This is a genomic window from Paenibacillus sp. LBL (assembly GCF_029893715.1).
Classification (GTDB): Bacteria; Bacillota; Bacilli; order Paenibacillales; family Paenibacillaceae; genus Paenibacillus_AQ; species Paenibacillus_AQ glucanolyticus.
The window spans coordinates 181836-206130 of sequence record NZ_JARXYU010000009.1 but is presented as its reverse complement, the minus strand read 5'-3'; the positions used below and the strand labels follow the sequence as shown (position 1 = coordinate 206130).

The following is a 24295-nucleotide window of genomic DNA, read 5'->3' as shown; positions in this document are numbered from 1 at the left end:
AGTCGGACTATACTATAACTAAAGCATTAACCTTAAAAACTTTAGAACATCCCGCTTTTGAATTCATTCGGCGACATGCCCCATCTTTTTTCAAAATGCTTAAGAAACTGGTTGTAGTGGCTATAACCGACCCGATCCGCAATCTCGCTGTTCTTGAGCTTGTTCTGCTTCAGCAGCGCGGTGGCCTCATCGATCCGCAAATTATGGATGAGTTCACTGAAGCCAATACCGTTCTTTCGAATCAGCAGTTGGCCGAGATAGACAGGATGTAAATAAAAGAGTTCCGCCAATCTCTTAATGGTTAGATTCTCGCGGTAATGCAAATGGATATAATGGTTGATTTCTTGTATTACTCCTTGCGATTGCCGTGCTTGCTGTACGAGCAGATGCTCAATACACTCTTCGCCGCAGCGTATCAAATCCCCGATCAAGTCATCCAGATGGGTGACCCCGTCTGTTAATCCGGCTACGTTGTATTTGCTGGACAGATTTTGAGGCTCAGCGCCCTCTGCCTCTTTCACCAAGCCTATGATCCTGTACAGGACATGGATCACCATTTTTTTCACAATTCCAGGTGCGATCCAAAGCTCTCGAAATGCGGATGCCGCGATGGTGGCAGCTTCACGGAACCCCGCCTTGTCCAGCAGCTCCACAGACCTGATCACATCATCCATCAGGCTGATCTGATAATGATAGTGAAACGGTTGATCCCGTATCTCACGATAAGAAATGCTTCCACCATAATCCGTATCATAAAATTTATGCTCGATGGCTTCCTTCGCGGTCAGGTAGCAGCGATGGATATTCAGAAGAGAAGGCTCAGTCGCTCCCTCTGACGCAATCAACCGCTGACCGGCATGACGGTGGAGCAGCTCCCGCAGCGTATCAGAAGACTCGCTCTCTCCGCTTGCGGAATGTCCATAAACCAAACCTATTCGGTTCGGTTCCAGATCGATCACATACTCTCCTTCCATCTGAACGGACAAACTGGCAATCGTCTCCCTGACGCTTGCCATCAGGGAAGGCTCCGATTGGATCAGGCAGCAACTCCATGCTTCACGCGCCGAGGATATTGCCTGAAGTTTCACAAGCCCGCTATCTTTAAGCGGCAGCTCCAGCAGTGAATGCTTGATCAGAGAAATGGCTTCTTCTCGCATGGCAATGACCCCGAGATTGAATCTGTTCTTCTCTTGCACAAGCTCCTCATGAATCCTGCTCAATTCCTCCTCGGCCTCTTCCCCGATAACAGGTTTCAGTATGTAGTGGTTGATTCCATGGCGCAGTGCCTTCCTTGCATATTCGAATTCGCTGTATCCGCTCATGATTACAAACTTAACCCCGCTGTCGGGATACTCCTGCTGCCACGTTTCAATCATGAGAAGTCCGTCCATGAGCGGCATATTCACGTCCGTGATGACCAAATCCGGCTTATATTCAACCATCTTCTGCAGCCCTTCAAGTCCGTTGCTGCAAGTCCCGCAGATGTTAAACCCAAGGCGTTCCCAATCAATCCACAGCGCAAGCCCTTCCAGCGCACCCGGTTCATCATCGATCAAGAGCACGTTGAATGTCATGGCTCTCCCCTCCTCCGCTCCCTTGCTCCTGAGTTTCAAGCAGTTTGATCGGAATCTCGAACGAAACCGTTGTCCCCTGATTCGGGCTGCTGGCAATATTGAAAATGACATGATCGTTATAGTACAATTCCAGCCTCCGGTAGACATTTCGGATACCAAAGCTGTTGCCCGAGAATTGCTCGTTGCGAACCGACAGGATGATGTCCCGGAGCTTGTCTTGCTCAATGCCCTTCCCGTTATCCGAGATGACGATATGAAGATAGTCGCTGGCTACGGAAGCGCTGATCGTAACAAGACCGGCTCCATCCACCGTTTGCAGACCGTATTTGCAGGCATTCTCAACGAGAGGCTGAATGCTCATTTTCGGTATTTTACAATGAAGCGCTTCCACATCGATATGGAATTGATATTCAAATTTATCCCGAAACCGAAACTTTTCGATTTTGAGATACATTTCAATAAACCTTATTTCTTCCTCAACAGAGACCAAATCCTCTCTCCAGCTTAATAATCTGCGGAGCAGCTTGGACAAACTCTTAATGATGTCCGTCACATCCGAATATTGGTTCTTCGTACAGACCACTAATATCGCGTTAAGGGTATTAAACAGGAAATGGGGATTCATCTGGCTCTGCAAAAAGTTCAATTCAGCCCGGACCCGCTCCATCTCCAGGTCCTTCTTCTGAATTTCCAGCTTATACACATTGTTGATCAGAGAGTTCATCTTCGTTGTCATCTGATTAAAATTACGGATGAGTCCGCCAATTTCGTCCCGTCCTTCATCAATTTCGATCAGATCAAACTTCTCATTGCTCACCTTCTGCATATGACGGGACAGTCGCTTCACACGGTAATTGTAAGACCTGAGCATAACCGTAATAAAAATCGCAGCGATCAGCGTAACCACAGCTGCCAAAATGACGGTAAACAGCTGCATGTCCAGCATGGCGCTCGTTATCCGGTTGCCCTGGGTTATGCCGATCAGCTTCCATCCCTTAACATACCTGGCCGTTCCGATGGAGAACACATGCCGATCCTCTTCATCGTACTGCTCCAAGTCAAACACCGGATAAGCATCGTACTTCCCTCTCTCGTAACCGCTGCTGGCCGACATGATGATCTCGTTGTTCTCGTTCACTAAATACATATCCAGATAATCGCGTTCCCGTACAATGACGTCATAGATTTTGCTTAAGTCGATATCAATTCGAAGCAGCTTCTCATAGGTGTCATAGTTATCAAAATAAGCCATTTTCTCAATCACGCTTAAATACGGAACCGTCGAAGCGGAGTTATTCGCCTCCGTTGCCCTGTATGCTGCCACCAGCACCGGGTGGGTCGAATTGCTCCACAGCTTAAACCAATCACTATCAAGCACATCGTCATTGATCACATGATAGTTGCCCCCGGACACAATGGAGGGATTGCCGGTGAAGATACTGATTCGCTGAATCTGGTTGTTGACCGGAATGTAGCTGATTACCCGATTCCGCAGCTGTTCATCAAAGGTCTCATAGAAATCCAATTGCGACTCATATTCCCGATCGAGCATTTCGTAGAGTGTCTTATCGGTGCTCAGGGCATGGCTTACTGCCACGCCGCCGTCTATGAAATTATGGATATCCTTTCTTGCCCGCTCCATCGATATGTCAAGGTTCTGCTCTTCTCTCTCCCTGATCAGCTCCGACATTCGATCCATGAACATCAAGTTAATCACCAGAATAGGCAGCAGCACACCTATGACAAAAATAAGAAAGAATTTATATTTCAGTGGAATATCGTTTACGAAATTTCCCCGTCCGAACATCCTCTTCATAAAAGGCACCCTCCCGGATTAGCGCAGCTTGCTATCCTCATTATTCTTGTAATTCGAGGGCAGCATCCCGGTTGTCATCTTAAATTTATGGATGAAATAGTCCGCGTTCGGGAACCCGACATGCTGTGCAACCTCGGACACCTTCATCCCGCTTCGCTTCAGCAGCAGCTTGGCCTCTTCAATCCGCTTGTCATTGACATATTCCTTAAAAGGCCTGCCTGCGTGCTTCTTGAACAGCTGTCCCAAATAGGTGGCGTTCATGTGAAAATGCTGTGCCAACTCCTGAAGCTGCAGCTTACTCCGGTACTCCCGGTCGACATACTGAATCACTTGAAAAATCGTGTTGTGCTCGTTGTGCTTCCTCAACTCAGCGAGCAGTGAGGAGGCTTGGAGCGCGAGATGCCGCACGTAGTTCTTAAGCGCTGCACCATTGCAGGCATCATCCAGATTGCCAAGCTCCTCCTGCAGCCTGTTCATGAAAATATCCGGATCCCCATTCATCTCGGCGATTGTTCTGCACAGCGACAACTCCAGATCAGCCACATCGGCCCGAATGGCTCTCAGATCCGGCATGTAATCGGTCATGACTGCGAAGATCCGCTCCAAACATGCTTCGATTGGTTGGGACTCCCCTGCCAGGATCATCGACATTAAATCTTCGACCCGCCCGAACGGAAATTCCCGGGAATCGGCCATTCTCCTCAGCTCCTGATAACAAAACACGCCGCTTCTTCCTTGGCTTCGTCTATAATGACGCACCTCCGCGCTTTGCCGGTAAAGCTCCCCGACGGCCTGAATTCCTCTCCCCATGGCACTCAATGCCACGATAACCGGCCCTCCCAGCTCCTGGACCAGTGCGGACTGCAATTGAAGCGCGGTTTCCATAACGTCATCAGGGGCCTGCTGCTCAACACGAAGCAGGACTCCGAGACTGCCGCTGCTATCCTGAAAGCATCCGAGCAGTCCCTCGGGGCCATGATTGGCAATCCATTTCATCAAGTCCATGCCCGAGGACTCCGTATCTATCAATAGACACCGAAGCTCCGGCTCTCCCTGGATCAACATCGCCTTGCGGACTTGCTCCGCTATATCGTGGTTATCCCCATCCTGAATTAATCGATTCAATAGATAATGGATGGCGATGCCCGCTTTCATCTGATGGCTATGTTCGGTTTCATACTCATCCCGGATCACATGGCTCAGTCTGGCTAACAGAGCTTCGATCTCTTCATCATCAATCGGTTTGAGCAAATATTCCGCAACCCGCTGCTGCATGGCGTTGTGGGCGTATCCAAAATCATCATATCCGCTCAGAATCACGAATTTCGGTGGATGGGGCATTGTCCGATTGCTGTGCTCAATCAATTCCAGACCGTTCAGCACAGGCATGCGGATATCCGTCATGACCAGCTCCGGCTGCAATCGTTCTATTAACTTCAACGCTTCCGGAGCACTCAGAGCTTCTCCGCATATTTGGAATCCGAACCGGTTCCAGTCAATCATGGTCCTAAGCCCTTCCAGGACCCATGGTTCATCATCCACCAGAAGTACATTGAACATCGTCATCGTCTCCCTTAGTGAAGCGTATTAATGTAAGCGCACTCATTTTACTTATACTACCATACTAGTATACCTATGAGAATATACTGACTTGTATAAATTGATGTGAACGCTAATCGTGATGGTGCCTGGTTCTACAAGGCCATTCAGGCGCAGAACGCAAATAACCCGCAAGCGGATTCTGTCATCTAAGAATCCAGCTTACGGGTTATTTCTATCACCTATCAGCTACCCTTTAATTCCCGATAAGGTGACGCCCTCAATAATATATTTCTGGCCGATGATATATACGATAAGGACCGGAATCAGTGCTATGGAAGCCCCCGCCATCATCAGTGTCCAGTCTGTGGAATACATGCCGCGGTACAGATTCAGCATCATCGGAACGGTGAACTTATCCGTGCTGCTGAGAAAGATCAGCGGATTAAAGAAGTTGTTCCACATCCCGAGAAAGGTGAAAATGCCGAGTGCCGACAGCGCCGGTTTAATCAAAGGGAGCATGATCCGGGCGTAGATCGTCCAGCGGTTCGCGCCATCCACAATCGCGGCCTCCTCCATCTCTTTCGGAATTCCCCGGAAGAATTGCCGGAGCAGAAACACCCCGAATGCGTTGAGCAGCGCCGAAGGGACAATAATCGCCAGATGCGTGTCCAGCCATCCGATATTTTTCATGATCAGATATAGCGGAATGATGGTCACTTGTCCCGGCACCATCATGGTGGCCAGAAACAGAATGAACAGCGGCTCCCGAAACGGGAACGTGATTTTGGCAAAAGCATAGGCTGCCATGGAACAGGTAACTAGCTGTGAAAGGACGACGATCATATTGATATAAAAGCTGTTAAAGTATGCGCGCCCGAAGGGCAGTGCCGTCAGGGAATCCTTATAGTTGGACCAGATGAACGGGTCCGGAATCCATTTGGGCGGCACCACGAATACTTGCGACAAATCCTTGAGCGAGCTGAGCACCATCCAGACAAACGGCAGTGCCATAATACAAGCACCTATGATCAGAACGATGTGCAGCACGACGGTGGACATTCTCAATCCCCGATGTATCATTCATTCTCCTCCTCCTTCCTCGCATGAATCCGTTAGTCTTCGTAATGAACCCACCGTTTGGACATTTTCATCTGGAACAAGGTGAGCGACAGGATCATCACAAACAGGATGACGGCTGACGCCGTGCTCTTGCCGAAGGTAAAGTCCGCAAAGGCTGTCTCGTAAATGTGATACACGAGAGTATAACTCGCCTTCGCCGGTCCGCCGGAGGTCATGACAAAGGACTGGTCGAACACCTGGAAGGAACCGATAATGGACATGATCGTTACAAAAAAGGTTGTCGGCGACAGCAGTGGAATCGTAATATGAATCAACTGCTGCCATTTGCCTGCACCGTCAATCTCGGCTGCCTCATAATAACTTCTGGATATCCCCTGAAGTCCGGCAAGGAACAGCACCATGTTCCCCCCGAGTCCCATCCATACGCTCAAGAGGGCAATCGAGGGCATGACATATCTGGAATCCGTCAGCCAGGAAGGTCCCGTAATACCGAACCATTGCTGCAGATACATGTTAATGAGCCCAAAGTCTGCGTTGAACAGCCACATAAACACAACGGCCACTGCGACGGACATTGTAATGTTCGGCATGAAGTAGATCAGCCGGTACAGGATTTTCCCGCGAACCCGGTTTAAGCCTACCGCCACCAGCATGGCCAGAATAATGCCTGTCGGTACCGATAGAATCGTATAATACACCGTGTTGACCAGGGCGATATGGAACTCCTCATCCTGAAGCTGGGATATGAAATTCTGGAGTCCGATAAACTTCTTGGCTCCCATCCCGTCCCAGTTCATCATGCTGATAACAAAAGCCGAAATCAGCGGAATTAATGAAAAAGCGATCAGTCCGATCATCTGGGGAAGGATAAAAAAGTAGCCCCATAAACCGTCGGATGTCTTGCTTGTTAAGGAGGTTGTTCTCCTCTCCGGGAGCTGCTCCGGAGAAGGAGAGGCTCCGGGGCTTCCAGCAGGCTGCGTCTTCATATCTTCTCACCGTTCCTCTCCAGAGCTTGATCAGTTCTTGCCGCTCTTGTAATCCTGAATTTTCTTATTAGCCATATCCTGAATGTCCTGCAGGGAGCTTTCAAGATCCTGATCTTTCAGCCACAGTGCCTCGAATTTGGATGTGATATCCTGGCCGAGACCCGGAATGCCCGCCTCGAACGGCGTCAGGGAATACCCGATCTCACGAGCATCGAGGAATAACTGGGCATGCTCCGGCAGATTTCCTTCCAGGACCACATCATCCGTGCCTTGTACCGACGGGACCGCATTGCCGCCGCCCTGCAGGCGGTAACGTTGACCTTCTTTACTTACATACTCGGAGAAAAAGGTATAGGCTGCTTCCTTATTCTTCGCTGCCTTGTTCATGACCAGGAATGCCGTTGGGATACCGGCCGGCTCGATTTTGTTGCCGGTGTTGGTAGGCCAAGTTACCACGTCATACTCAAGTCCTTGATTCTTCTTGAACAGCGGCAGATACCAACGTCCCGCAGCAACAAATCCGACCTGGTTGGACATAAACATGGCGTCCCCGCCCTGCCCTTTGGGAAGCGTCCCGGAGAACGTAATGTTCTTGGACTTCACGTTGTCGTACAGGAACTTGAAAGCCTCCATTGCCTTGGGATCCGAAGCCGCCACGAAATTCCCCTCGTCATCGTAGACCTGGCCTCCATTCGAGGTAACCCAGCTGTGATAACTGTTCCAGGAATTATCCAGCACGTAGCCGTATTTCTTGCTGTCCCGGATCTTGTCCGACATTTCCTTGAACTTGTCCCAGGTCCATTGTCCATTCGCCTGAAGATCGGCAGGCATCTCGGTTATACCCGCTTCCTTCAGCACCTTCTTGTTGTACCACAGCACCATCGGGTTGCAATCCACCGTCACGCCGTAAGTCTGCCCATCCCGCACCGCTGCTCCCCACAAGCCCTCGAAGTAATCCTCCTTCTTGATCAAGCTCTCCGGGGCATCCATGTAGGGGGTTAAATTCTCAATGCTTTGATTCTCGATCAATTTCACGATCAGACCGTCACCGGCGTAAAAAATATCCGGCGCCGTCCCTCCCGTTAATTGGGTTAATATTTTCTGATCATACTCGCCGGGAATTGGAATGAATTCGGCTTCGATATCAGGATGCTTCTTGTTGAAATCCTTGGTCAGCTCCTGGTAGCGGCTAAGCTCTCCGGGATTCCCCCAGCTCGCCCATTTAATCTTGACCTTCTCGCTGCTTCCCGAATCTCCGCCCTCCGTAGTTCCGCCTCCTCCACACGCCTGAAACATGGATGATAGTAGAAGAATGATTACAAGCAACGACCCTCTTACCTGTTTCCTTGTCATTTCATTTCCTCCATTCAAACCCGATTTAGTTTTGCTGGCACAGCACTTTGTAACCGCTTTAATTATAAAATTTTGGCAAAAAGCATTTGAACGGATTATGTTCCGAAAAAGTGGCTTCTTTTCCGATCTATGAAGTTTTGATCATTTACGGTGCTGTCCCTGGTACTCAGCCGGCGAAATCCCTACCAGCTTCTTGAACAATTTGCTGAAGTATTTCACATCATTAAATCCGGATCGGTCAGCCACTTCATACACTCTGAGCGAGGTCGTGGAGAGCAGCTCCTTGGCGCGTTTCAGTCGAAGGTCGATCACATAATCGATAAAGTTGTGCCCGGTGACGCGCTTGAACATTTCACTAAAATAGTTGCGGCTTACAGCCACGTCGTCCGCCACCTCCTGCAGAGATATGGGCTCGGTAAAGCGGGCGTTAATATATTGAACAGCCTGCAGCACAATCCGCTCATGCAGCGTGGATTCCGGGACGGGGTGACGGATGGCTTCCTCACGCAGCATGCGGAAAGCTTCAAGAACAAGCCCTTTTACCTCCTCCACCGATCGAAGCCGCCCCGCTTCTCCTGCCTGGGGCAGCGCCGGACCGCCAGGGAGATAATGCATGGCCAGCAGTCCCAGAATGCCCTCTGCTTCTTTAAGAACCGCAGGTTTGTTCATCCTTCCAGGCTTCCAGCGCTCCATGATCGCCTGCAGCTCCACTTCGCTTTTATCCATATTCCCAACAGCCAGCCCCGCTCTAAAGCCATACAGTCCGGAAGTTGAACCTTCCTGTGCCGATTCGGCATCCACGAGGAGCCTATCCTCCGCATGAAGAATCTGTTTATCCCTATAAAAGAAAAGCCCCTCCAGACTTTCAACGGCTTCTTGAAAAGCCTCATGCAGCTTGCCTATGCTGTTGAAGCCTCGGCTCAATCCGATGATACAGCGAATTGGCAGCTTGATGCCCGCTTCGCTGACTTCCCGCCTCTCTTCGGGACGCACTGGTACGTAGGCCGCGATCCGGTCCGTTTCCAGCCGCGCTGCCAGCGCTTCCGGGACCTGGTCATATAACAGCTCCAGAAGCCGTTCGATTCTGTCATGCCAATCCTTCTGCTGTCCCCCCGCCGCCCGATCTCCTATGTCGGAATCAAGCTGAAGCACAGCCATCATATAAGAGCCGCCATGACTCCTGGCTTCCAAATCTTCTATCGCATTTGGATCGCCGGATAAGGCCTGAAACAGTATTTTCTCATCGGCCTTCTTCTTGTTCCGCCGCTGCTGCTGCTCATGCTCCGTCAGAATCCGCTGCATCTGCCGCTCCTCTTCCAGCTTCGAACGCATCTGATCGAGTATGGCACCGAGCGAGTCCGGGTCCAGCGTCGGCTTGAGAATATAATCCGATGCGCCAAGCCTGATGCCTTCGCGCACGAATTCGAAATCGCTGTGGCAGCTGAGCAGCAGCACCTTCACCCATGGACACAGCTCTCGGGTCCGTCGGGTCAGCTCCAAGCCATCCATGACGGGCATCGCGATATCCGTAATCAGAATGTCGAGATCCCCATCCAGAATCCACTTCATTGCCCGCTGTCCATTGGAGGCCTCTCCGACCAGCCGATAACCGTGCTTCTCCCAATCGAAGGTGGATCGAAGTCCTGTACGAGCGATTGCCTCGTCATCCACGAGCAGCACTCTGTACATAAGCGTCCCCCCTTTCCTTGGCAAAGGTGATAGTGACCCGTGTACCTTCGTGTTCCCGGCTCTCCACCCACACTCCGTAGCCGCTGCCATAATACAGCTGGACCGTTTGGTGAACATGACGCAGCCCGATATGGGTCATGCCGTGTTTGGAGTGATCCTGATCATGCGAGAGCAGTCCTGTTATTCGCTCAGGTCTTATGCCGATCCCATTGTCCTCGATCTGTACCAGGACATCCTGCTGCTGCGATGAAATCCTGATCTGAATCACGCCCGTGTCATCCAGCGGCGCAATCCCGTGAAAGATCGCATTCTCCACAATTGGCTGCAGCAGCATCCGGGGAATATGGATGTCCTCCATATCCTCAGGACAATCGATCCTTAGTTCAATCTGATGGTCGTAACGGTAATTCTGAATAATCATGTATTTACGGAGCTGCTCCAGCTCGTCGCCGAGCCGTATGAACACGCCATTGCGCTCCAGGCTCCCCTCCAGCAGATGAACAAGGGCGGTGACCGATTGATCCACGTCGTTAGTCCGGTTAAGCTTGGCCATCCAGCGGATGGAATTCAGCGTATTGTAGAGAAAGTGGGGATTAATCTGGTACCGCAGTGCGCGGATTTCCGCTTTTTTCTTCTCGGACTCCTCCGCGGCAATCCGCCTGATCAGCAGATCAATTTGCTCAATCATTTTGTTGAAGCTTCTTCCCAGCTGCCCAATTTCACTGGAACCTACATTCTTGCTCCGGACCGATAGATCTCCTGCTTCGCTTCTGCGCATAAGCCTGCTTAGCTGGACGAGCGGATTGCCAATCCGCCGGGTCATGAAATAACCGATGCCGATCGCTGCGAGGATCGATCCGAAGACAATCCAGACGGTGAAACTCCGGATGCTGGCCGAGTCCGCCGTCAGCTCCTTAAGCGGTACCATCCCAACCACATGCCAGCCATTGTTCAGGCGCGACGGAATCATGAGTGTTTTATTGTTGTTCAGGTTATATTCCGTCAGACCCGTCGGCAGCTTGATCTGGGACTGCTTCCCATACATGGAGGGATCGGGATGATAGAAGTAACGGTTCTCATCATTGGCCACGTACATATACCCTGTATCACCGAACTGGACATGGTTTAATTCGTCGATCAGGACATCCCCCATGATCTCGATGAACATCACCCCCACAATCTCCCCCGTATCCCAGCTCCGTATCGCCCTGCCCAGGCCGAATACCGGAAATCCCATTCCCGTCTGCTTCAGGTAGGAGGTATCGGACAGGCCGAACCATACCGCCTGGCCGTTAGCTTCCAGAATCGACTGATACCAAGCGGAATCCCATTGGTCCGGGATGGACATCAGGGAATCGGCACTGAGGACCGAATTGTTCCGCAGCACATCGAATACATACACATCCAATATTTCCGGCGAGTTAATCATGATGGAGGTCAACAGATCCTTTCCCTCCTTCACCTTCAGCGTCAGATCATATTTGCTCATATCCTGATCCTCCAGAATGCCGTGCACCACCTTGCTGTTCAGCACCATCATCGAGGAATCGTCCAGTTTCTTGAAAAACATATTCAGTTTGTCACTGACTTGAGTAATGGTGAGAGAGGCAACTTTACTGACTTGTTCCTCCACAATTGATGCCGATTTGTTGTACGACAGGAAACCCATAATAAGTACCGGGAGTGTGGTGCCGATGAAAAAAAACAAAAACAGCTGAATGACAATCGAATGAAGACGATGATATCCCCGCATACAAACTCCCTCCGTTTCGTAAATGAAAATGATGAATCTCTTTTTGATAGCGCTTACATAAATACTTAGCCTTCTTACCTCATTTCCTCCTTCAAGCTCTCCTCTTCCACCTCCTCTACCGTTTGCTTTCCCCCTTCCCGCCTTCTCCCCAAGTCCCCGTATCTGGCATAACCCAGAACTCGCTCTGCTCCCGGGTGTATACATCGTATTATGTTTTAAGATGATTGTCCCTAAGTCGATCTGCTTATGTTTGGAGCCTGTGCTTCACTTCACCGAGGTCATCTCCATATAAAAAAAGAGATGGCCCCGAATAACTCCGGGTCCATCTCTTTGTATTCGTATAATGCCGCCCTTTGGCTTAGTAAGCCAGTGTGAACAAACCGTTGATGTGGGACAGGTAACGCATGTTACTCGCTTCCTTCATCAAGGTTGCAGGCAGACCTTTCAATTGGGTCTTGTTCGCGCCGATCGTACCGATGGCATCTTTACGTCCCAAGCTGCCCAGCGTACCGGAGAATACCGGTGCGAAGGAAGCTGGTGCGCCGCCGTTCAATTGAGCGAACATGTTGTATCCGATCAGCTCGCCCATTTGCCATGCCAGCTGTGCTGTCGGCGGGAACGGACGACCTTCCGGTCCCATAACAACCGCGCTGTCGCCAGCAACATATACGTCAGGGTGGGAAGCGGATTGCAGGAATTCGTTCACAACCGCACGTCCGCGGTTCACTTCGATTCCGCAGTTAGCGACAACGCTGTTGCCTTGTACGCCGCCTGTCCATACCAATGTGCTGGTTTCGATGGTGCTTCCATCTTTCAGCTCAACGGTGGTGCCGTCCATTTTGGTAATAGGCAATCCAGTCAGGAAGTTCACGCCGCGTTTTTGCAGGCTTGTTGTCGCACGGTCAACCAATTCAGCAGGGAAGCCCGGCAGAATGGAAGGAGCAGCTTCAACACAATAAAGCGTGATTTCCTGTGGATCGATACCGTATTTGCGAGCCAGCTCGCTTCTCATATCGGCATATTCACCAACAAGCTCAACGCCGGTCAAACCGCCGCCGCCAACCACGATGGTAGCGTCCGCTTCGTTTTTCGTTTTGCTGTATTCCGCAATGCGGGACTCAACGTGAGCACGCAGACGGTTTGCATCGTTAACAGACTTCAGAATGAAGCTGTTCTCTTGAAGTCCCGGGATACCGAAAAATGCAGTTTCACTGCCCAGAGCGATAACCAGGGCATCATATGTGAAGCTGCCGCCGTCATCGAGGGAAACCGAACGCTCATCCGGCTTGATTTCCTTAACATTGCCGATGCGCAGGTCAACGTTCGCGCCGCGCAGAAGCTTATCCAGCGGCAAAGCTACTGCTTTCTCTGCGATGTTGCCTGCTGCCAGGCGGTGCAATTCCGTAATGATCTGATGGGTTGGGAAACGGTTAATCAGCGTGATTTTTGCAGATGCGCCGAAATGCTCGCGTGCAGAAAGTGCACTAAGCAAGCCGCCGTAGCCTCCGCCCAAAATTAAAATATGTTTAGACATGACCATCCTCCGTTCTTCGTATGATTTATGGATTAACGCTTGTTTTGTTGGTCGCGCTCGTTAAGAACGTCCAAAAAAGCCTGAGCATAGCGAAGACCCTTTTGAACCTGAGGATCTTTCAGCATTTTCATCAGACCAAATACACCGATCTGAGCTTGGTCGCCTTGAGCGTGGACACGGTCCCCGGCTTCGATAGCTGCAGATGCAACGCTTTTTGCTGCTGTCGTTACCGGCTTCGCGAATCCGCTGAGGGAAGCCATAGTGTCTTCCGCAAGCACGGGATCCGTAGCTACGGATTTACCGAAATCATACGCTTTAGTCATGACGGACAGCATTTCCGTAAGTTTAGGAAGATTGTCCACGAGAGTTGTAAGGGATTCCTGAACCTCGGGCTTGAGCAGTTGTTCGAGCAGCACATCAGGACGGCTGGACGCCGCAGCTTCTTGGTTTCCTACAACATTTTCCGGAGTTTCGGACGGTTGTGGAGAAGATGTTTCTGTCATAAAGAATTGCCTCCTTTTCTTTAAGTAAATTCCCAAGATGAACTTGGCGACGATCGAACCGGCTAGGTTTAATTTTGGGATAACCGGTATCTATTATGCATCACTTACAAAAGTGCGAACTTATGGGTGACTCATCTATCGCCAAAAATAAAGCAGGGGGAAGCTTCCCCCTCCTTTATTCTGAAACATTCTTAGGGATTGTGATAAATATCTCTAAGTACTAGTCTATAACTTGTGCAGCATAATTACAAACATAAAATACAAATTTCGACTACAAAGTTAGAACGCGATATTCGCTTTCTTCATATGTCACTCTTGTAACAGGGTGGCCGGAAAAGTCAAGCGCGTCCCGAATCGGAATCCAAGCCGTGCCGCCGATCAGATGCACATCCGATGACACAGGTTTGCCACCTGTTTGATGGGATAACAGCAAGCCCCCCACCGGGTCCGCATCCCAGCGATTCCCTCCAAGCTTCACCTGCACGGTTTTGTTGTGAGACTTCCAGGACACGCTTCCGCCAAGCCGCTCCACCAGGGAGCGCAGCGGAACCATCAGCCGGCCGTCCACCAACTTGTATTCACCTGCCGCAAACGCGGTTTCAAGTCCGCCGAATTCCACGGCGAGCGTCCTTCCAGATTCAAAGAGTGCGGCATTGGCAACAACTTCCTGTGTGATCCACTGCTTCGAAGGCTGCGAAGCCTTTCGGGCCGCCTTCTGTGCGGTAAATTGAACAGGCTGCGTTTTTGTCGAAAGCACTTCAAAGGCGTACCCCTGCTTTTTATAATAAGAAATAATGTCCGGCAGAGCCTTCACGCTTTCGCCATGCCCTTTACCATCATGAAGAAGCACAATCGCCTCATTGCCCTTAACTTTTGTGGTTGCCCCTTTTACGATGTCCTTAACCGGGACCCCTTTATACTTGGAATCGCCACTGTCAACATTCCAATCGAATACATGATAGCCACCCTGCTTCATCAATTGAAAATAGGCTTCGTCAAAATGACCTGCCGTGCCCCCTGGTGCTCGCACCAACTGCGGCCGCTCCCCCGTAATCAAGCGGATGACTTCCTCCGTCTTCTTAATCTGTCCCCAGAAATCCTGAAAACGCCCGTAGAGCTGGTCGTAACGATGATCATATGTATGATTCCCGATGGTATGGCCTTCTTCATAGATGCGATTGATAATCTCCGGACGGGTCTCGGCTTCCTTGCCCAGTACAAAAAAAGTGCCTTTAATTCCTTCTCGCTTCAATATATCAAGCACCTCAAGCGTTAAATCCGATGGCCCGTCATCAAAAGTGAGATAAACCGTTTTATCCGTTAGTTTTTTATATGAAACAGGTGCGGCGTTCACAGCGGGTTTGTCCTTGTCTGCCGTAATGACGATGGGCTTGCTTACCTCTTTCCCCTTCATCTGTGCAGCCTGCTGAGGCACTGCCAGGGGTACTGTCGCCAGAGGAGCCTGTTCTACATATATCTCCATCGGCCGCTGGAAGTCCAATCCCGTACCGATCATGATCAGAACAGCCAATACGCCGAAGAATACTGCAATTGATGTTACCCGCACCATGTTTTTCATTATCAACTCTACCTCCATCGTTTCTATGAGTTCGGTTTCCTGATAGATTATATGGGGCGATATTTGAAAAAAGACTAGAATCTGATATTTTCTTGCGAACTTGATTTTAATTCAGATTACTAGTAAACTGAATTTGAGTTCTTCGCTAGCGTTATCTTAATTCCATTATTATAAGAAGCTTCGTTATACAGATTTGGATTGATTCTTGGCCTATTTCGAGATGAGAAGGGATGATAGAAGCTATGGACAACAACTCAACGGTATTCAAACGCGATATTGCAGAGGTCAGAGACGTCGTTCTCCGGCGCAACAGCCCCATCCATGCCGCTGGACCCGTTATTGAATTCGGTAACTGGACCCAATCCGACCCGTTTCTCGGCATGATGGAAGACAAATTCCAAGCCGGTTCATTCGACGACCATCCCCATCGGGGAATTGAAACCGTTACTTTTGTAATCGACGGAACCATCGAGCATTATGACAGCGTCTCCGAACAACGCGGGGTGCTTGGGCCCGGTGATGTGCAGTGGATGACTGCCGGCAGCGGCGTCATCCACAACGAAGTCCCTTCCGAGGGCGTAACGGCTCATGTCCTGCAGCTCTGGGTCAATTTGCCCCGTGACCGGAAAATGACCTCCCCTCGCTACCAAAACCTGAAGGGGGCGGAGATGCCGGTCAGACAAGAGAAGGGTGCGATCGCACGGGTCTTTTCCGGTTCATCCGGCAATGTGGTATCCGGCACTAAAAACCATGTTCCGGTTACGATGGTTGAGGCCATCCTTGAGCCTGGCGCTTCCATAGCGCAGGACCTGCCCGGCAGCTACAACGGCTTCATCTATATCCTTGAGGGCAGCGGAACCTTCGGAAGCCAAGGTGTGACTGCCTCCCAGAATCAGGTGCTGTGGCTGGGTGCCGGAATTGATGGAATGCCAAGTGAAATCCAGGCAACGGCTGTGGAGCCCCTCCGCTTCGTGCTGTATGCAGGCGAACCCTTGAAGGAACCCGTGGCCGCACGCGGCCCCTTTGTCATGAATACGGAAGAAGAAGTGAATGAAGCGTTCCGCGAATACCGGATGGGTACGTTCTTGAAGCATTGATCCCTCCCACCCGGTCTATTCCTCCGGTCCTATTTTCTCAAAAGAACGGTCCCTTATTATGCCTGTCCAGGCATGCTGAGGGACCGTTCTTCATATAGCTTATGACAGCACGGCTGTGAGAACCGATTCGACATGACCTTTTACTTTAACCTTCCGCCACTCCCCTGTCATCTTCCCGTTCTCATCAATCAAAAAGGTGGAGCGTATAATGCCCATATACTCACGGCCGAACATCTTCTTCATCTGCCAGACGCCAAACATCTCGCTTACCTTATGCTCCTCATCAGACAGAAGCAAATAGGGCAGGCTATGCTTATCCATAAATTTGGCATGAGATTTCAGCGGATCCGGGCTGATTCCGATCACGACCGCACCCGCCTCTTTCAAGGCACCATAATGGTCACGGAAGCTGCAAGCCTCCTCGGTACAGGTCGGCGTCATATCTTTCGGATAAAAGAACAGCACGACTTTGCGTCCACGAAAATCGCTTAAAGATACCTTCTCCCCATTCGAAGCCGGAAGTGAAAAGTCCGGCACCTGGCTTCCGATTGTCAATTGCGTTTGATCTACGATAAGGCTTCAACTCCTGCTGTACGGACCTTATGGCCCGTAAAATTGATTGTCTTTTCGAAAAAAATTATAATAGAATGAATGTCGAATATTCAAATGTTCTATCGAATTTATTCATCAGCGTAATCCGAAAGGAAGAACACAATGACCAAAAAAACAAAGAAGACGATTATATGGAGTGTAAGCATCGTGCTCGCAGCTGTCATTGGCTACGGCATTTATTATGCAGTTTCATTCTACGACGGCTTGCACAGTCTTCAAAAATCAGGCGAATCCTCCCCTTTCCGGGAACTTGAAAAAGTGGATGCCAAAGCCCCTGCCCCACCGGAGTGGGAAGGAACGGAGACCGTTAACATTTTACTCATGGGTGTCGATGCCCGCGGATTTGAGGAAGGTGAAATCCCTCGCTCCGACAGTATGCTTGTTGCCTCAATTGATCCCGTAGCCAAGAAAATGCACTTATTCTCTATTTTGCGCGATACTTACGTAGAAATACCTGGATATGATCGAAACCGGATCAATACGGCAATTACGCACGGTCCGAATACGGCGATGAAGGCCGTAGGCGATTTGCTTGGTATCCCGGTTCAATACTATGTCTATACGGATTTTCAAGGTTTTATGAAGTTGGTTGATTCCGTCGGCGGCGTTGATTTCTATGTTGAGAAGGACATGAATTATTCCAGTAAAGCAGATAAAAATGAATACGACATTGAACTTAAAGAAGGCATGCAGCATCTTGATGGTAATGCGGCGCTGCAATACGTCCGCTTCCGCTATGATGCGATGGGCGACTTCACTCGAACCGAGCGTCAGCGCGAACTCCTGAAGGCCGTAGCCAAGAAAATGCAGACCACCACATCAATCATGAAGCTGCCGGAGATTCTGAAATCCGTCAGCCCGTATATTGATACCAACCTCGATGTCGAGGATATGTGGAAACTCGCCAATGTCGCCTATAAGAGCAAAATGAGCGGCAGTGAGCAGGTTCCTCCGATGAAACTTCTGAAAGAAGAAACCATTGGAGGCGCAGCCGTCTTAACCGTTGGCAATCCGGATACACTGAAGCAGTATATCCAGGATATCATGAATCCGCCGGTGCCTGATCCAGAGACCGAGGGCAGCGAGAGCACGGAAAGTGATCCTGCCAGCAGTTCTTCCGACAGCATCGCTACTCCATCCACAACAACAGACCGCAATTAACACCCTATACCGCATCAGGACAGGTCGCTACTTCATTCAGCAACCTGTCCTGATTCATGAAGAAAGGAAGTTTTAGTCTAATGTCTACATCCAGAAACCATTCAGAAACCCTGTATCAAGAAGCACTCCAGCATATCGTTGGAGGCGTGAACAGTCCCTCCCGATCGTTCAAAGCCGTTGGAGGCGGTGCCCCTGTCTTCATGAAGCGCGCAAACGGAGCCCACTTCTGGGACGTGGACGGCAACCGCTATATTGATTATCTGGCGGCTTACGGCCCGATCATAACGGGACATGCCCATCCACATATTACAGCCGCCATTACAGCCGCTGCCCAAAATGGCACTTTATACGGTACACCGACCGAGCTTGAGATTACCTTGGCTAAAATGCTGAAGGAAGCCATCCCCTCCATGGACAAGGTACGTTTTGTCAACTCCGGCACCGAGGCTGTCATGACCACGATCCGTGTAGCCCGAGCATATACCAAGCGCAACAAAATCATCAAGTTTGCGGGCTGCTACCACGGCCATTCGGATCTTGTCCTTGTAGCCGCAGGTTCAGGTCCGTCCACGCTCGGAATCCCAGACAGTGCCGGAATTCCGAGCAGCATCGCTTCGGAAGTGATTACGGTTCCGTTCAATGATCTGGAAGGCCTGCGCGCTGCCCTGGACCGATGGGGCGATGATGTTGCTGCCGTCATGGTGGAACCGATTGTCGGCAACTTCGGCATGGTCATGCCAAAGCCGGGATTCCTGGAGGGGTTATGCCAGATGACTCACGATAATGGTTCCCTTGTCATCTATGACGAGGTCATCAGCGCCTTCCGCTTCCACTACGGCTCCAGCCAAACCTACGCGGGCCTGGCTAACCACGAGGCTATTCAGCCCGACCTTACAGCACTTGGCAAAATCATCGGCGGCGGGCTGCCGATCGGCGCGTATGGCGGCCGCAAGCACGTGATGGAGCAGGTCGCTCCGCTGGGCCCTGCTTATCAGGCTGGAACCATGGCGGGCAACCCCGCTTCCATCGCAGCCGGAATCGCCTGTCTGGAGGTTCTGCAGGGTGATGGGATTTACGAGGAAATGGAACGATTGACAATCAAGCTGACGGAAGGCTTGCAGGCTTCCGCGGACCGCTACGGCATTCCGCTGACCATCAACCGGATCCGCGGCTCCTTCTCCACCCACTTCTGCGATCATCCGGTTACAAACTATGATGAAGCGCAAGACACCGACGGCGAAGCGTTCGCTGCCTTCTTCCGCCACATGCTGGACCGCGGCGTGAACCTGGCTCCTTCCAAATACGAGGCCTGGTTTATGACAACGGCCCATACGGATACGGACATCGAGGCCACGCTGGTTGCTGCGGAGGAATCATTTAAGGCCATGAAGAATTAATCCTATATATCCAAAAAGACGCAAGGAGATACGCCCATGAAAAAACACCTAAACAAGTTATAACAGGCTTCCTATCCATGCGGTGCTTCTGCGGTCCGAATTCGTGGACCTCCTGCCTGTCCGATTCGAATAAAGCTGCTCTAAAAATATGAATACGGAGGCATGGATAACATGAGAAGCGAACAAGAGATGATGGATTTGGTACTGGGCTATGCAGCCCGTGACGAACGGGTTCGGGCCGTGACCCTGGAAGGCTCCAGAACGAATCCGAATGTGCCCAAGGATATATTTCAGGATTATGATATCAGCTTTCATGTAACGGACATGGACAGCTTCATTCAAGATCCGAATTGGATCGGTGTTTTCGGGGAACGGATAATTCTGCAGACGCCGGAAGACATGGCTATGTTTCCCCCTGATCTGGGAGGCTGGTTCTCGTACCTGATGTTATTTACCGACGGCAACCGGATTGACATGACCCTGATTCCCATCGAGGAGAAGGAGAAATACTGCAAGGAAGACAAACTGATCCAGATCTTAATGGATAAAGATCAAATCTTTCCCAAGATTCCTGCTCCTTCCGACGAGGATTTCTGGGTACAGCGTCCGTCAGCAGCCTTTTTCGAGGATTGCTGCAACGAGTTCTGGTGGGTATCCACGTATGTCGCCAAGGGCTTGTGGCGGGCAGAAATCCTGTATGCCCAGGACCATCTTCACAACATCATGCGGCCGATGCTGATGAAAATGCTGGAGTGGCAGGTAGGAACCCAGACCGATTTCTCACTCAGCGTAGGCAAGAACGGCAAGTACTTGAACAAGCACCTGTCTGCGGACAGCTGGAATGAGCTGATGTCCACCTACCCTCGCGGAACCTACGAAGAGGTATGGGAGGCGCTGTTTACGATGGGAGCGCTGTTCCGCAGAACCGCGCTGGATGTCGCTAAGCAGCTTGGCTTTGACTATGACATGGGGCAGGATCAGCGCGTGAGCGCCTTCCTGCGGCATGTCCGGCAGCTGCCGGCGGATGCACGCGAAATCTACTGATTCTGATTGAAGCAGCGGAAACTGTCGCAGGCTGTTGTGACCCTGCCACACGGAAATGCTACCGATGTTTGCCCCCTGAAAACCGAACAACCCGCTCAAGGAATTCCTTGAGCGGGTTGTTCGTATTTCTCTTTAAAGATAGGCCGACCATCGCCGGTCTCTCTCCTATTTCTGCTCGATTTTGTCGAAGAAGTTCTCCTGTACTAACTTGGCCGTATCGTCCAGCTGCTTCTTGGAGTCCGTGCCTTCCTTCGAGAACGATTCCTGTACGACATTGGACATCGCGGCATAATAGTCCTGCGTGCCAAACTGCGCTTCCGGCTTGCCTTCCAGCAGGCTGAAGAGCTGTGGATCATATTTGTACACGTTGTCGTATTTATCGTAAATCGCTTTTACCTTGGCTGCGTACTCCGAATCATCGCTGAAATATTCAAGCGGTGTCGGAACGAAGTATTTGCCCTCGGCTTTGCGGGCATTGATTGTATCCTCCACTGATTTCAGAGCATCATCCGTAAAATAATCAAACGTAATGTAACGGAATGCCATTTCCTGCTCATCCTTCGTGGCGTTCGGGTTGATGACCAGGTAGTTGCCGCCCAGAATCCCGTGGTGTGCTCCGCCCTTCTCCATAGCTGGCATTGGATAAGCGATCACATCCTCAGGCTTCATGCCGCCTTCATTCAGCGCAGGCTGGATCACGTCAAATGCACCTGCAATGACCATAGCCGTACGTCCTTGCTGGAACGAACTGACAGCATCGCCCCAACCGAGAGCCCAGTCCTGGGGAATGGCATTTCCTTCCCATCTCAGTTTCTTGTAGAAATCCAGTGCCTTCACGCCGGCTTCCGAATTAAACACGGCCTTCACTTTGCCGTCCTCGTTCACTTCGATATCCCCGCCGGCTTCGAACAGGAAGTTGGTCCAGTTCCAGCCTGCCTCATTGCCTTTGCCCATTGGCGCAATACCGGATATACCTGCCTTCGGATCAGCGGCACCCTTCGCCGTGTTGTACATATCGTCCCACGTCCAATCCATCGGCGGCAATGCTACTCCCTTCGCGTCCAGCAGTTTCTTGTTCACGATGGTTGACGTGATGTATCCGTTCTGCGTAACGCCGTACACCTTGCCGTCTACGATAAATTGCTCCTGCAGCACAGGGTTCATGTCGTCCTTGTACTCCCAGTTGTTCCAGAACTCCGTAATGTCGGCTACCCAGCCCCGCTCCACGAGCAGCTGCGCCTCTGTAGCCCAGGTGTTATAAAATGTCGGTGCTTCGTTCGAAGCCATCTTTACCCCAATTTCATTGACGCTGTACTGCCAGTCATCCTTCACAATCGTCACGTTTGGATACTTCGCCTGGAAACGCGCGATTTTATCATCCTCCTGCTGACGCAGTGTGGTATCATCCGGCAGCGGATAGTGAATCTTGATCGTTACTTTTTTATCCGCGACATCCTCTTTCGGCTCTTCATTCTGTGTCGTGGTTGTCCCCCCTGTATTGGTGGTCCCTCCCTCTTTACTGGTGACCTCCGGAGCTGCTTTGCCGCCGCCGCACGCTGCAAGCAAGGAGCTGAACAGCATAAGGCAAATCAGTAGTGCTGAGAACTTGCGCATGGATACTCCCCTTTTCCTTATTGAAATAATATGTTCTTTCCTATCTCCATCATAAAAGCGGAACGCTGAAAGAACGATGTGCATTCATATGACGATCATGTGCAGGCCTACGATCATGCAAACGCTATTTCTACCCTTTGACGGCCGAGAGGCTGACGCTGCGCATGATAAACTTCTGGAACAGCAGAAACACAAAGATAGGCGGCACCATCACCATGAACAGGATCGCGAATTTAATGCTGCTGTCCAGGTTCCGTGCATTGATCACATACTTGTAGATGGCTGTTGCCAGTGTGTATTTGTCCTGTGTCTGCATCACAAGGGACGGCCAGAACCAATCATTCCACGCAGTCGAGAAAATAAAAATCGCAAGCGTTGCAAAAATCGGGACCGACAGCGGAATCGCGATACGCAGAAAGCTGCTGATCTCCGAAGCGCCGTCGATGCGCGCCGCCTCGAATATCTCGGGATGAATGCCATCGAAGAAGTTTTTGATCAACAGGAAGAAGTAAGCGTTCGCCCCTGCCGGCAGCCAGAACGCCCAGTAGGAATTCAGCAGCCCCAGCTCCTTCAAATTGACGAAATTCGGAATCATATAACTCGATGCCGGTATAAACAAGGTCATGAGAATGAAGAAATAAATCGCCCGGTGATACGGAACTTTAATGCGCGAAATGCTGAATGCCGCAAGGCCCAATACCAGAATGGTCACCAGCAAATTACCGCCAAAAATAAACAGCGTATTCTTGAGAAACATCGGCAGATCAATGTAATCCCACCCCTTCGGGAAGTTATCCCAATGCCACTCCGAAGGGAAAAATCGCGGAGGAAACGTGTTGATCTCCTGGTTGCTCTTCAGGCCGTTGAACATCGTCATGCCGATCGGATACAGCATCGTAAAAGCCATTGCCGCAATACACAGCACCATAAAGCCGTAAACCACTTGATTCAAGGGTTTTCTCAAATCCGAAGTCGATAATATGCCTCTCTCTTTCATCCTAGTACTCCTCCCTGTTCATCTTGAATTGCAGGATGCCAAGTATGCTCAGCACGAGGAACATCAAGACGCCCATTGCGGTTCCCGCCCCGTAATCCAGCTGGTTAAACGCATATTTTACGGTGAGGAGAGCATAGGTGAGCGTGGCCTTGTTCGGACCACCGTCCAGCATCGCGAGCTGCGATTGATACGCCTGTGAAGTACCGATCAGCTGCAGAATCAGCATGAGTATAATCAGATTGCGCATCGAGGGAAGAGTAATATATTTGATCCGGGCCCATACGCCCGCACCGTCGATTTCGGCGGCTTCATACCAATCTTTAGGTATGCTGAGCACCCCCGCCAGATAGATCAGCATTGCCGAGCCGAATTGCTGCCACGTTTCCATCACGACCAGTGCCACCATCGAGAAGCGGCTATCCGATATAAACGATACCGGCTCTGCCCCGAAGAAGCCAAACAAGGCATTGATCGGACCTACCGGATCATACATCCATCTCCACATGCCGTAGAGCACGACACCGGGTACAACAAACGGAAGATAAGCCGCGATCCGGGCGAAGCCCTGGAACAGCTTCAGCTCCGAGATGGCAATGGAAGCCGCTATCGGCACCCAGAAGCCGATCACAAACGTTAACAGCATGAAATAGAGTGTATTACGAACGGAAAGCAGCAGGTCGGGATTACTCAGAACGTTGGCGTAATTATCCAACCCGACGAAGGTGTTTCCTTTGACAAAATCGATATGAAAAAAGCTGTAAAAGATCCCTTTAAATATCGGCACCCATAAAAACACGATAAAGATCGCAATAGCCGGAACGAGGAATAAATACCCCCATAAATACTTCCTCCACAGCGGCTTTCGCTTGTGCTCCTGCCGGGTACGATGACCGGGCTCCGTCAGAGCCTGGCCTTGTGACATGACCGTTTCTTCCATCAGACTCCCTCATTCCTTTATTTAATG

At 50.7% G+C, this 24295-nt stretch carries 19 protein-coding genes; 4 read left to right on the top strand and 15 right to left on the bottom strand.

The genetic code is table 11. From position 1 onward, the window contains the following. Positions 1–41 precede the first annotated feature (41 nt). The 11 genes from M2277_RS19695 to M2277_RS19645 form a co-directional block, all read right to left on the bottom strand. A complete protein-coding gene (locus tag M2277_RS19695) occupies positions 42–1574 on the bottom strand; it encodes a response regulator transcription factor (protein ID WP_280755404.1) in 1533 nt (510 codons plus the stop codon). Continuing rightward, positions 1546–3390, bottom strand: a complete 1845-nt coding sequence (locus M2277_RS19690) for a cache domain-containing sensor histidine kinase (protein WP_280755403.1) — start codon at positions 3388–3390, stop codon at positions 1546–1548. Before M2277_RS19690 ends, M2277_RS19695 begins: the two co-directional genes overlap by 29 nt. 18 nt (positions 3391–3408) lie before the next feature. Further along, positions 3409–4950, bottom strand: coding sequence for a helix-turn-helix domain-containing protein (locus M2277_RS19685; protein ID WP_006208241.1), 1542 nt, complete (start codon positions 4948–4950; stop codon positions 3409–3411). Positions 4951–5178: 228 nt separating this feature from the next. Continuing rightward, entirely contained in the window at positions 5179–6012 is an 834-nt protein-coding gene (locus M2277_RS19680; protein ID WP_006208240.1) for a carbohydrate ABC transporter permease, read from the bottom strand. A gap of 32 nt (positions 6013–6044) precedes the next feature. Beyond that, a complete protein-coding gene (locus M2277_RS19675) occupies positions 6045–6998 on the bottom strand; it encodes a carbohydrate ABC transporter permease (protein ID WP_036638810.1) in 954 nt (317 codons plus the stop codon). A gap of 30 nt (positions 6999–7028) precedes the next feature. Continuing rightward, complete coding sequence (locus M2277_RS19670) at positions 7029–8351, bottom strand: ABC transporter substrate-binding protein (protein WP_280755402.1); 1323 nt, start codon at positions 8349–8351, stop codon at positions 7029–7031. A 141-nt stretch (positions 8352–8492) separates the two neighbouring features. Next, positions 8493–10040, bottom strand: a complete 1548-nt coding sequence (locus M2277_RS19665; RefSeq protein ID WP_280755401.1) for a response regulator — start codon at positions 10038–10040, stop codon at positions 8493–8495. Beyond that, positions 10015–11793 carry a sensor histidine kinase gene (locus M2277_RS19660; RefSeq protein ID WP_006208236.1) on the bottom strand — a complete coding sequence of 593 codons (1779 nt, stop codon included), beginning with the start codon at positions 11791–11793 and terminating at the stop codon, positions 10015–10017. The genes M2277_RS19665 and M2277_RS19660 overlap by 26 nt, the downstream gene beginning before the upstream one ends. A 358-nt stretch (positions 11794–12151) precedes the next feature. Then, a complete protein-coding gene (locus M2277_RS19655; protein WP_280755400.1) occupies positions 12152–13327 on the bottom strand; it encodes an NAD(P)/FAD-dependent oxidoreductase in 1176 nt (391 codons plus the stop codon). Positions 13328–13359: 32 nt separating this feature from the next. Then, positions 13360–13830 (bottom strand): DUF1641 domain-containing protein, encoded by a 471-nt coding sequence (locus M2277_RS19650; RefSeq protein WP_006208234.1) that lies wholly within the window; start codon positions 13828–13830, stop codon positions 13360–13362. Between the two features lie 271 nt (positions 13831–14101). Continuing rightward, complete coding sequence (locus M2277_RS19645; RefSeq protein ID WP_280755399.1) at positions 14102–15409, bottom strand: polysaccharide deacetylase family protein; 1308 nt, start codon at positions 15407–15409, stop codon at positions 14102–14104. A 242-nt stretch (positions 15410–15651) separates the two neighbouring features. On the opposite strand from M2277_RS19645, the gene M2277_RS19640 reads away from it, so the two are divergent. Next, complete coding sequence (locus M2277_RS19640) at positions 15652–16506, top strand: pirin family protein (protein WP_280755398.1); 855 nt, start codon at positions 15652–15654, stop codon at positions 16504–16506. A gap of 99 nt (positions 16507–16605) precedes the next feature. Here M2277_RS19640 and bcp read toward each other — a convergent pair whose 3' ends face one another. Next, positions 16606–17061 (bottom strand): thioredoxin-dependent thiol peroxidase, encoded by a 456-nt coding sequence (gene bcp, locus M2277_RS19635; protein ID WP_197477089.1) that lies wholly within the window; start codon positions 17059–17061, stop codon positions 16606–16608. A gap of 159 nt (positions 17062–17220) precedes the next feature. Between bcp and M2277_RS19630 the strand changes: the two genes are divergently transcribed. The 3 genes from M2277_RS19630 (at position 17221) to M2277_RS19620 (ending at position 20720) form a co-directional block, all read left to right on the top strand. Beyond that, positions 17221–18279, top strand: a complete 1059-nt coding sequence (locus M2277_RS19630) for an LCP family protein (protein ID WP_006208230.1) — start codon at positions 17221–17223, stop codon at positions 18277–18279. An 80-nt stretch (positions 18280–18359) separates the two neighbouring features. Then, positions 18360–19676 (top strand): glutamate-1-semialdehyde 2,1-aminomutase, encoded by a 1317-nt coding sequence (locus M2277_RS19625; protein WP_280755397.1) that lies wholly within the window; start codon positions 18360–18362, stop codon positions 19674–19676. 171 nt (positions 19677–19847) lie between these two features. Further along, complete coding sequence (locus M2277_RS19620) at positions 19848–20720, top strand: aminoglycoside 6-adenylyltransferase (protein ID WP_006208228.1); 873 nt, start codon at positions 19848–19850, stop codon at positions 20718–20720. A gap of 165 nt (positions 20721–20885) precedes the next feature. Here M2277_RS19620 and M2277_RS19615 read toward each other — a convergent pair whose 3' ends face one another. From M2277_RS19615 to M2277_RS19605, 3 genes are all read right to left on the bottom strand, one after another. Beyond that, the gene (locus M2277_RS19615) at positions 20886–22334 is read right to left on the bottom strand and encodes an ABC transporter substrate-binding protein (protein ID WP_006208227.1); all 1449 of its coding nucleotides are present in this window, start codon (positions 22332–22334) and stop codon (positions 20886–20888) included. Positions 22335–22464: 130 nt separating this feature from the next. Further along, positions 22465–23331 (bottom strand): carbohydrate ABC transporter permease, encoded by an 867-nt coding sequence (locus tag M2277_RS19610; protein WP_006208226.1) that lies wholly within the window; start codon positions 23329–23331, stop codon positions 22465–22467. 1 nt (position 23332) lies between these two features. After that, on the bottom strand, positions 23333–24268 hold the full coding sequence (locus M2277_RS19605) for a carbohydrate ABC transporter permease (protein ID WP_036638783.1): 936 nt from the start codon (positions 24266–24268) through the stop codon (positions 23333–23335). Positions 24269–24295 lie beyond the last annotated feature (27 nt).

Bases quoted from the DNA above. Each gene is read 5' to 3' on its own strand.
- M2277_RS19660 (WP_006208236.1), bottom strand. From the start codon at position 11,793: ATGCGGGGATATCATCGTCTTCATTCGATTGTCATTCAGCTGTTTTTG.
- M2277_RS19610 (WP_006208226.1), bottom strand. From the start codon at position 23,331: ATGAAAGAGAGAGGCATATTATCGACTTCGGATTTGAGAAAACCCTTG.
- M2277_RS19615 (WP_006208227.1), bottom strand. From the start codon at position 22,334: ATGCGCAAGTTCTCAGCACTACTGATTTGCCTTATGCTGTTCAGCTCC.
- M2277_RS19680 (WP_006208240.1), bottom strand. From the start codon at position 6,012: ATGATACATCGGGGATTGAGAATGTCCACCGTCGTGCTGCACATCGTT.
- M2277_RS19640 (WP_280755398.1), top strand. From the start codon at position 15,652: ATGGACAACAACTCAACGGTATTCAAACGCGATATTGCAGAGGTCAGA.
- M2277_RS19685 (WP_006208241.1), bottom strand. From the start codon at position 4,950: ATGTTCAATGTACTTCTGGTGGATGATGAACCATGGGTCCTGGAAGGG.
- M2277_RS19650 (WP_006208234.1), bottom strand. From the start codon at position 13,830: ATGACAGAAACATCTTCTCCACAACCGTCCGAAACTCCGGAAAATGTT.
- M2277_RS19675 (WP_036638810.1), bottom strand. From the start codon at position 6,998: ATGAAGACGCAGCCTGCTGGAAGCCCCGGAGCCTCTCCTTCTCCGGAG.
- M2277_RS19655 (WP_280755400.1), bottom strand. From the start codon at position 13,327: ATGTCTAAACATATTTTAATTTTGGGCGGAGGCTACGGCGGCTTGCTT.
- M2277_RS19630 (WP_006208230.1), top strand. From the start codon at position 17,221: ATGACCAAAAAAACAAAGAAGACGATTATATGGAGTGTAAGCATCGTG.
- M2277_RS19625 (WP_280755397.1), top strand. From the start codon at position 18,360: ATGTCTACATCCAGAAACCATTCAGAAACCCTGTATCAAGAAGCACTC.
- M2277_RS19665 (WP_280755401.1), bottom strand. From the start codon at position 10,040: ATGTACAGAGTGCTGCTCGTGGATGACGAGGCAATCGCTCGTACAGGA.
- M2277_RS19645 (WP_280755399.1), bottom strand. From the start codon at position 15,409: ATGAAAAACATGGTGCGGGTAACATCAATTGCAGTATTCTTCGGCGTA.
- M2277_RS19620 (WP_006208228.1), top strand. From the start codon at position 19,848: ATGAGAAGCGAACAAGAGATGATGGATTTGGTACTGGGCTATGCAGCC.
- M2277_RS19690 (WP_280755403.1), bottom strand. From the start codon at position 3,390: ATGAAGAGGATGTTCGGACGGGGAAATTTCGTAAACGATATTCCACTG.
- M2277_RS19695 (WP_280755404.1), bottom strand. From the start codon at position 1,574: ATGACATTCAACGTGCTCTTGATCGATGATGAACCGGGTGCGCTGGAA.
- M2277_RS19605 (WP_036638783.1), bottom strand. From the start codon at position 24,268: ATGGAAGAAACGGTCATGTCACAAGGCCAGGCTCTGACGGAGCCCGGT.
- M2277_RS19670 (WP_280755402.1), bottom strand. From the start codon at position 8,351: ATGACAAGGAAACAGGTAAGAGGGTCGTTGCTTGTAATCATTCTTCTA.